The sequence below is a fragment of the Bradyrhizobium sp. KZN70725 genome (genome assembly GCF_055264925.1).
Genome location: NZ_JBUYWT010000121.1, coordinates 1 through 7,158, shown reverse-complemented (window position 1 = coordinate 7,158; position 7,158 = coordinate 1). Strand labels below are relative to the sequence as shown.

Annotated in this window: 3 protein-coding genes and 6 pseudogenes; 4 read left to right on the top strand and 5 right to left on the bottom strand. The window is 59.8% G+C overall.

Features of this window, described 5'->3' with window-relative positions; genetic code table 11:
• The 3 pseudogenes from ACZBJS_RS41630 to ACZBJS_RS41620 form a co-directional block, all read left to right on the top strand.
• Positions 1–315 (top strand): annotated as a pseudogene (locus ACZBJS_RS41630) (hypothetical protein); the annotation flags it as partial.
• Between the two features lie 289 nt (positions 316–604).
• Positions 605–1,087 (top strand): annotated as a pseudogene (locus ACZBJS_RS41625) (IS21 family transposase); the annotation flags it as partial.
• Between the two features lie 369 nt (positions 1,088–1,456).
• Positions 1,457–1,891 (top strand): annotated as a pseudogene (locus ACZBJS_RS41620) (ATP-binding protein); the annotation flags it as partial.
• Here ACZBJS_RS41620 and ACZBJS_RS41615 read toward each other — a convergent pair.
• The 3 genes and pseudogenes from ACZBJS_RS41615 to ACZBJS_RS41605 all read right to left on the bottom strand — a co-directional run.
• Positions 1,869–1,979: pseudogene (locus ACZBJS_RS41615) on the bottom strand (IS110 family transposase); the annotation flags it as partial. The pseudogenes ACZBJS_RS41620 and ACZBJS_RS41615 sit on opposite strands and share 23 nt — an antisense overlap.
• 227 nt (positions 1,980–2,206) lie before the next feature.
• Positions 2,207–3,739, bottom strand: a complete 1,533-nt coding sequence (locus ACZBJS_RS41610; protein WP_463440245.1) for a porin — start codon at positions 3,737–3,739, stop codon at positions 2,207–2,209.
• 852 nt (positions 3,740–4,591) lie between these two features.
• Positions 4,592–4,987: a hypothetical protein gene (locus ACZBJS_RS41605; protein ID WP_463440246.1), complete on the bottom strand. Its 396-nt coding sequence runs from the start codon at positions 4,985–4,987 to the stop codon at positions 4,592–4,594.
• Between ACZBJS_RS41605 and ACZBJS_RS41600 the strand changes: the two are divergent.
• Positions 4,934–5,238 (top strand): annotated as a pseudogene (locus tag ACZBJS_RS41600) (transposase); the annotation flags it as partial. The gene ACZBJS_RS41605 and the pseudogene ACZBJS_RS41600 sit on opposite strands and share 54 nt — an antisense overlap.
• 76 nt (positions 5,239–5,314) lie before the next feature.
• On the opposite strand, the pseudogene tnpC reads toward ACZBJS_RS41600, so the two are convergent.
• Both tnpC and tnpB read right to left on the bottom strand, forming a co-directional pair.
• Positions 5,315–6,886 (bottom strand): annotated as a pseudogene (gene tnpC, locus ACZBJS_RS41595) (IS66 family transposase).
• A 52-nt stretch (positions 6,887–6,938) separates the two neighbouring features.
• The coding region (tnpB, locus tag ACZBJS_RS41590) for an IS66 family insertion sequence element accessory protein TnpB (RefSeq protein WP_463440244.1) at positions 6,939–7,158 on the bottom strand (220 nt) is incomplete at its 5' end.

The window sequence follows — 7,158 nt, the reverse complement described above, 5'->3', positions numbered from 1 at the left end:
CAGCCATCCCTATGGACAACCTACAACCTCCTCTATCGCCGTCGTGACGACACGGCTCTGGATCGAAAATCTGCTCTGATCCAGGCGAGCGGGCGAGGATCGTCATCGGCGGTATTAGCCAAATTCTCCTGCGACGACTCGAAGCCCGCGCCACCGGCGGACTTCCTCGTGATCGAGATGAACGCCGCCAAGTTGCATCGCGCGACTGATATCGCGCATCCCGAGATTGCTGTCATCGTGTTTGAACGCGCTCCGTTTCCGATCGTTACGCGCGGCGATCTGAGGGCACAAAGCTGTCGGCTACGACATTCCTGACCTACGGATAACGATGGCGCCCTTCACTTGAGGAGGTCGCTGCGCCTTGCCGAAGCGCCGTACCGGCCTAGCGAGGATGGGGATCAAACATGTGGGTTTCACTCGGTCGCCGAATTTGATTTAGACGATCTCTCGTCGGGCAAGGTGATGTGGAACAATTTGGCGAGTACTGCGGGTCATTTGACACGGTTCTTGCCCACCTAAGGGCCGCTCGACCTTGCGGAGGGAATAGTCGAAGGCCGCCAGGCAAAAGTTTGTCCGGTCCGGTATCTGTGCCAGTCACCGTGATCGGCACAGCCGTTTCTGTGACTTGTTCCGCAACTGGAAAGGCCGGCCGCCGCTGGTGATGCCCAGCACCACGGCGGCAGCGAGAAGTTGTTTGTCGACTATGCCGGCGACACGGTGCCGGTGATTGACTGTAAGACTGGCGAGGTGCGTGACGCGCACATCTTCGTGGCAGTCATGGGCGCATCCAGCTCATCGTTCGCGCTGGCGACGTGGACCGAGCAGCTCGGCGACTGGATCGCGGGACATGCCGCGGCCTACAGCTTTTTTGGCGGCGCGACGCAACTGCTGGTACCCGACAACGCCAAGGTCGCGGTGATCAAGGCCTGCCTCTATGACCCGATGGTCAACCGCAGCTACAGTGATATGGCGCAGGATTACGACACGGCGATTTTTCCGGCACGGCCGTCGCCCGAGAGATAAGGCGAAGGTTGAGGCCTGCGTCGGAATTATCGAGCGCTGGCTGCTAGGACGGCTGCGCAACCGGACCTTAACGTGGGCGCTGATCGTCGTGTGCCGCCCGTTGCCGCTGCCGCGCATGTGCGCGGCGATCCGCTCGCCCCCAGGAAGATTTAAACCGTTCGCGCACAGATCCGCGCTTCGACCTCGCGACGGGTTCCCGAACAGGGCTATCGTTCGTGCCTGGGGATCATCCGGCTTGAGAAGCGCTTTGGCGACGAGCGGCTCGAGGCGGCCGCGTTGCGCGCAATTGAGATCCAGGCTCGCAACTACCCGAGCGTCAAATCGATCCTCGAGAAGGGGCTCGATCGTGTTGCAACGCCCGCGTCCCCCGAGCGCGAGCCGATCATAACACCAACATCAGAGGCTCGGACTACTAGTATTAATAGGAAAGAAGATGCTGACACACCCCACGCTCCACTTGCTTACCAGCTCGGCCTACCGGCATGGCCGAGGCCTTTAAGAGCCTCGCTAACAACGAGGAGGTCCCTGGTCTCGCTCACGCCGAATGGTTGGCGTTGCTGCTGGACCATGAAGGGACCTGGCGTAACAACCGACGCCTGGCCCGTCGTCTTCGCTAGGCAAAGCTGCGTCATCATGCCGTGCCCGACAATGTCGACTACCGCGCCCCCCGTGGGCTCGACCGTCACTTGTTCGACATGCTGCTCAAGGGAGCCTGGATAAAAACCACGAGAATCGCGCCATTGTCGGGCCGACCGGCGTCGGGAAAAGCTGGCTTGGCTGTGCGCTTGGTCACAAGGCCTGCCGGGACAACCACTCTGTACTTTACACCCGGCCGCCGCGGTTGTTCGAAGAACTGGACCTTCCCCGCGCGCGTCCTTGCGATCCGTCTTCACCATCATCATCGCCAGTGCGGCCTTCCCGTGCCACGTTTCGAGTAGAACCGCCTCAAATCCCGCGCCATTGCGGCATCTAGCTCGCGCCGGACAACAACAAGTGTTGAATTTCGATGCCGACGGCGGCTCACGAACCTTGTCGAGCGTGAGCGCGATGCAACCGCTTAGCTTGACATACTCGAATAGCGGATTTCATTTCTAACAAACTTACGGCGGGCATGCCGGAGGTTTACTTGGAGGTCAAAACTTTGGAGCCGCCTCTTTTCTCCTTCCCCTAGTTTGAGAAAGATTCACCAGTTGCGCTGAGCGTGGAGCAGCATAGTGAGGCTGTGCTGGTTCTTCAGCTCGTACGCGACACCCGGCTTTGCAATACCCGACTGCAGCGGCAGCGTCACGGTGCTTCCGTTCGCATACTTCTGGTCCAGCATCGTGTAATTGAGCTCGGCCAAGAAGGTCAGCCCCTTGACTGGAGTCCAGGAGGTGTATGTACCGACACTTGAATAGTTGAAGTCGGGGTTACAGCCGGCCGACCCGCTCGACAACGCGAGTCCTGTGACCACCACACCGCAGATATATCCCTTGGCAGTGCTCTTATACCGCACAGCGGCCCATCCACCGAAGATGGTGGTGGCCCAGTGAGGATTCCAATTGTGGGTATAGCCGCCGTTAAAGCCAAAAGTGGTGGTCAATTCCTGGCCGGAGTCAATCACGAACACGGAGTCAGAAAGACCGGCAAGTCCGACGCTTTGGTAAACGCCCGGTAATTTCGTCCCGCCGTACATCGCAAAGGTGCTGCCAATATAACTATTGAAGTTATAACGGCTTGCCCCTTTCGTATACACGCCGGCCATATTGATCGTGTCGCCCGGGCCAGTCGGGATATTCTTGATCGACAATGCGAGCAGACCAGCCCAGCCCCATTGGTCGTCCGGGTGACCCGTGAGCTCAGTTCCGCCATAATAGGCCGCATGATTATCGTGTGCGGCAAGCGACGCCTGGAAGAGACCCCAAGACTGGTCAACACGAAGCATGGCGACGAGGTCCGGAGCGCGCGTTCCGCCTATGTCATTGGCACCGTATGAACCGGCGGCGATACCCGCTGGCGTCGCAGCACTCACGTTCCAGATGTTGGTTGTGTAGTTGACCACTTGATCCTGCGCTGAGAAGGAGGCCGTGATGCCCTGGCCGAAATCACCGGTATAAGTGAATTGGTTGACGGGCTCCCAGCCGCTGCCGCCTACCAAGTCGTACCAATTGGCCGGACCGTCGGCCCAAGGCGGGGAGAACTGCGATTGCGCCTTACCGATTGTGAAACCAGCAAACTGGATGAAGGCGTAGTAGACGCCGAGTGCACCGCCAGCGACGGCGCCTGGATTGGCATTATTCGGAGCCGAAACCCCGCCGAGCGACTGGTAAACGGTCCCCCCGGTTCCGACCCCGCTGTAGTTCCCTGTAGTCCATTTGAACCCACCTAGAAAGTAGGTGCGCAGCACACCATACTCGGTCGCGGTGCGCGTATCGATGCCGAGATTTGCCTGACTTCGGATCGTATAGCTGTTGCTGAATCGGTTTTGTGCGCCACCTTGACCAGAGTCAGCGGTGCCACCGATAGCATTCGAGCGCACACTGGTCCAGTTACGCACATAACCACTAAGCTTGATGCAAGTGTCGGTGCCCGGGATGTAGTAGAATCCTGCCCCATAGAGCGAGCAGACCTTCACGTACTCGATGGACTTCGGTTTCACGGGAACATCGGCCGCCTGTGCGCCGGTGCTCGCGAACATTGCCGCCGAACCAACGACAAGACTCTTCGTCAACTTCATGGATAACCTCCAAGTTGGAACGTCACTTCCGTCCTTTAAGGATTCGGCGCAGCGGGCGTCGCCTGGAGACGGCGGGCGGCTTCGAGATGTCCCCTCACTGGCCCCGATCACGCAAATATTATCGGGTCACTGAAGTCGAAATTTCGTAGTTCTTGGTCAGATGCCGCCGAAATTCCGCTTTATATTCTCCAGCACGCAGGTTTTCATGCAATCATGCATCCTCGCAACCTGGCTTGAGCATGAGCACGACGCCCGATCTGGGCTTTGATCGTCGCCGCGTGCTCCGCCAGCTTCCGCACGCGGTAAGAGACTGCCGTCCCGCCCTATCGCTCCGAGCTGTTGCGGCGAAACTGTGCTCAACGTCGATGCTCCGGCCCGCGGCCGATGGTTTGTGTCCGCGAGTTGCGGCACAACCGGAACTCTCGCCGTTCGACAGAAAGCGGAGTTGACGGCATCGGCACGATTGGGATGAATCAGGACCTTCGTTGAAAGCTCGCACGTCGTGCGGCGGCGCGTCTCCTGTTCAAGGCCGGCCAGGTTGTGATTGAGTTCGGTATAGACGGTGTCGATCGCGGCGACTGTCGCACCGATGAGACACAAGTCGCGCGCAAGCCGGTATGGACTCTGTGGATAAGGCGGCTGATGCCTTCTCAGTGGCGCCGAGCGAAGCTCACAGATCTTCTGCATCCCACATCAGACCAGCAAGCCGGAGCGAGGGTCCATGTAGGTATCGATGCCGAACACGGAAACGGCCAATTCCTTTGCAAGACGCCGTCGACTTGTCCTGGTGCCGACCGCGGCTACGAATGCATTGAATCGGAGCGAGAACGTTCGGACATCGTCGCCGTCTGGTCAAGCGGCCATCACAACTGCTAGATCTTGCAATGTCGTGGTAGGGTCGAGTAGGGTCGAGCGCATCGCCCCGCAGATAAGATTGCCACGGCGTTGGTTGCTCAGCATGGTTCGCTCAACCGACGCTGCTTCGTCCTTCTCGGCCACGACGAAGTCTTCCAGATCGAGTATTACCGCCTTGGCCCCGCGAGGCTTCTCGAATTTGCGCGGGCTATCGCTACGTACCAACTGCTTGAACGCACTGGGCCGACCTCGTCTGCACAAGTGCCATGCGGCGGTGCCAAAATGACCTCGCCCCAAGGGCTTAATCCAACTGTTCTGGTCCAAGACGAGGACTAGAGCATGAAGCGCACTCGTTTTAGTGAAGGGCAGATCATCGGGATTTTGAAGGAGCATGAGACCGAGGTTTCCGTGGCCGATCTATGCCGCAAGCGCGGCGTCAGCGACGCCAGCATCTACAAATGGGCGTCTCGGAGGCCAAGCGGCTGAGAGCGCTAGCTAGAGGACGAGAACACGAAGCTGAAGCGGCTCCTGGCCGAGGCCATGCTGGACAATGCGGCGCTGAGGGACCTCGTGGGAAAGAAGTGGTGACGCCCGCAGGGAAGCGGAAAGCTGTCGTCCATCTGCGCGAGGCATTTGGGATGAGCGTAAGCGCGATTTTCCCCGCACGTTGACGCCGGCGGTTTTGATGGATTGCCCTAGTATCGGGCGATACCGGGCCGTTCAGGCAGTGGCGGCTTTGTGGAAGTTGAAGGGCAGCAGGTCGGTAATGTCGGCGTCGCCGGCGCGCTGAGGCAATTCGGTGAGGACGTGGCGCAACCACGCTAACGGCTCGACACGTGAGGCGCGGCAGGTCAGCATCAGGCTGTAGACGACGGCACTGGCCTTGGCTCCGTCCACGGTATCGCTGAACAACCAACTCTTCCTGCCAGTTGCAAAAACCCTGATGTCGCGCTCCAGAAGATTGTTGTCGATCGGCATGCTGCCGTCCCCGGTGTAGCGCGTCAGATATTCCCATTGGTTTCGGGTGTAGGATACGGCGTCGCCGAGCTTGCTGTCAGGCAAGACCTTCGGGGCCATGTCATCGAGCCATACCTTGAGAGCATTGAGGATGGGGACACTATGTTACTGGCGGAAGCGGCGAATGCAGTCGGCCTGTGTTTCACCCTTCTCCGGTATTCCGTCCCGCGCCTGCCTTTCAACCCGGTAGAGCTGGTCGAAGAACCGCAGCGCCTGCTCGGGCGGACCGCCGCCCTTCTTCCTCGCCCTGAGGGCATCGACAAAGCGCCGCCGGGAGTGGGCCATGCAGCCGATGTGGGTGGCCCGTTCCAGCGTGCGCCATGCGGTATAGCCGTCGCTCATCACGATGCCGCGGTAATCGCCGAGGAAGGCCTGCGGGTGGATTTGGCCGCGGCCCGGCTGATAATCCAGAAGAACGATGGGCTCGTGACTGCCCTTGCCGCTGCGATAAGCCCACATATACGATGTGCTGGTGGCCTTTTTGTCCTTCTCCTTGAGGACCTGAACCGTCGTCTCGTCGCCATGGATGAGAGGCTGCGATCTGAGCCGCAGCTTCAGGGCGTCATAGATGCGGGAGAGATGTTTCTCGCTCGAGCCGATCACCCAGCGGCCCAGAGCGCCGCGGCTGACCGGAACGCCGGCGCGTTCGAAGGCCTGCGCCAGGCGGTAGAGCGGCGTGCCATCGACATATTTATGAACCAGCGCGAACGCCAGCGTTGAGGCCGTGGCAACGCTGCCCGGCAGCGGCTGCGTCGGCATCGGCGCGGTCACGACAGGGGCGTTGATCCCGGTGCGATCGCAATGGCGGCACGCATATTTGAAGCGTACGTTCTGTAAAACCTTCGCCTTCACTTCGATATGAAGTTGCTCGGTGACAGCCTCGCCCATGCGATGCATCTGGTCACGGCAGCAAGGACACGCCTTCTGATCGTCGGGAAGATCATACTCGACGCGCTCGCGCGGCAGGTTCGCCGGCAGCGGCCTGCGGCCGCGCTTCTTTCCCGTTGTGTTTTCGACGGGTGGCAAGCCCGTGTCCGGAAGTTCGGCGATATTGTTCGTTTCACTGCCGGCGTCATCCTCATCGGCGGCCTGCTCGGCTTCATTGAAGAGACGATCGACGTGCTTTTCGCTGCGTGGCGCAAAACGATGCAGGCGTGCCAGCGCCAGTTCTTCCTCGAGCTTGACGACGCGCTCCGTGAGCTGACGATTCTCCGCCTGCAGCGCAGCAATGAGCGCCAACAGCACTTCAACACTCGGATCGCCGGTTCGATTCATCGGATTCTTGAATCTGAACCGTACCGACGCGTCAACCGCTCAACTCGAGAGCTCAGCCAGCAACCTGATATTGCCGCACCGGATGGCGGACCATCGCATCGATATCGATGCCATCAAGGATCCAGTGCAATTGCTCGGTCGTCAGCGTGACGATCGCCGCTTGGCGGCGCGGCCATCGGAACTTGTCCTCGGTCAGCCGCTTCAGGACCAGCACAAAGCCGGACCGGTCGAAGAACAGCAACTTCATCCGGTCGCAACGGCGATTGCAGAAC

What these genes read in the sequence shown, in the direction of transcription:
- ACZBJS_RS41610 (WP_463440245.1), bottom strand. Translation starts at nt 3,739, where the DNA reads ATGAAGTTGACGAAGAGTCTTGTCGTTGGTTCGGCGGCAATGTTCGCG.
- ACZBJS_RS41605 (WP_463440246.1), bottom strand. Translation starts at nt 4,987, where the DNA reads ATGCTCCTTCAAAATCCCGATGATCTGCCCTTCACTAAAACGAGTGCG.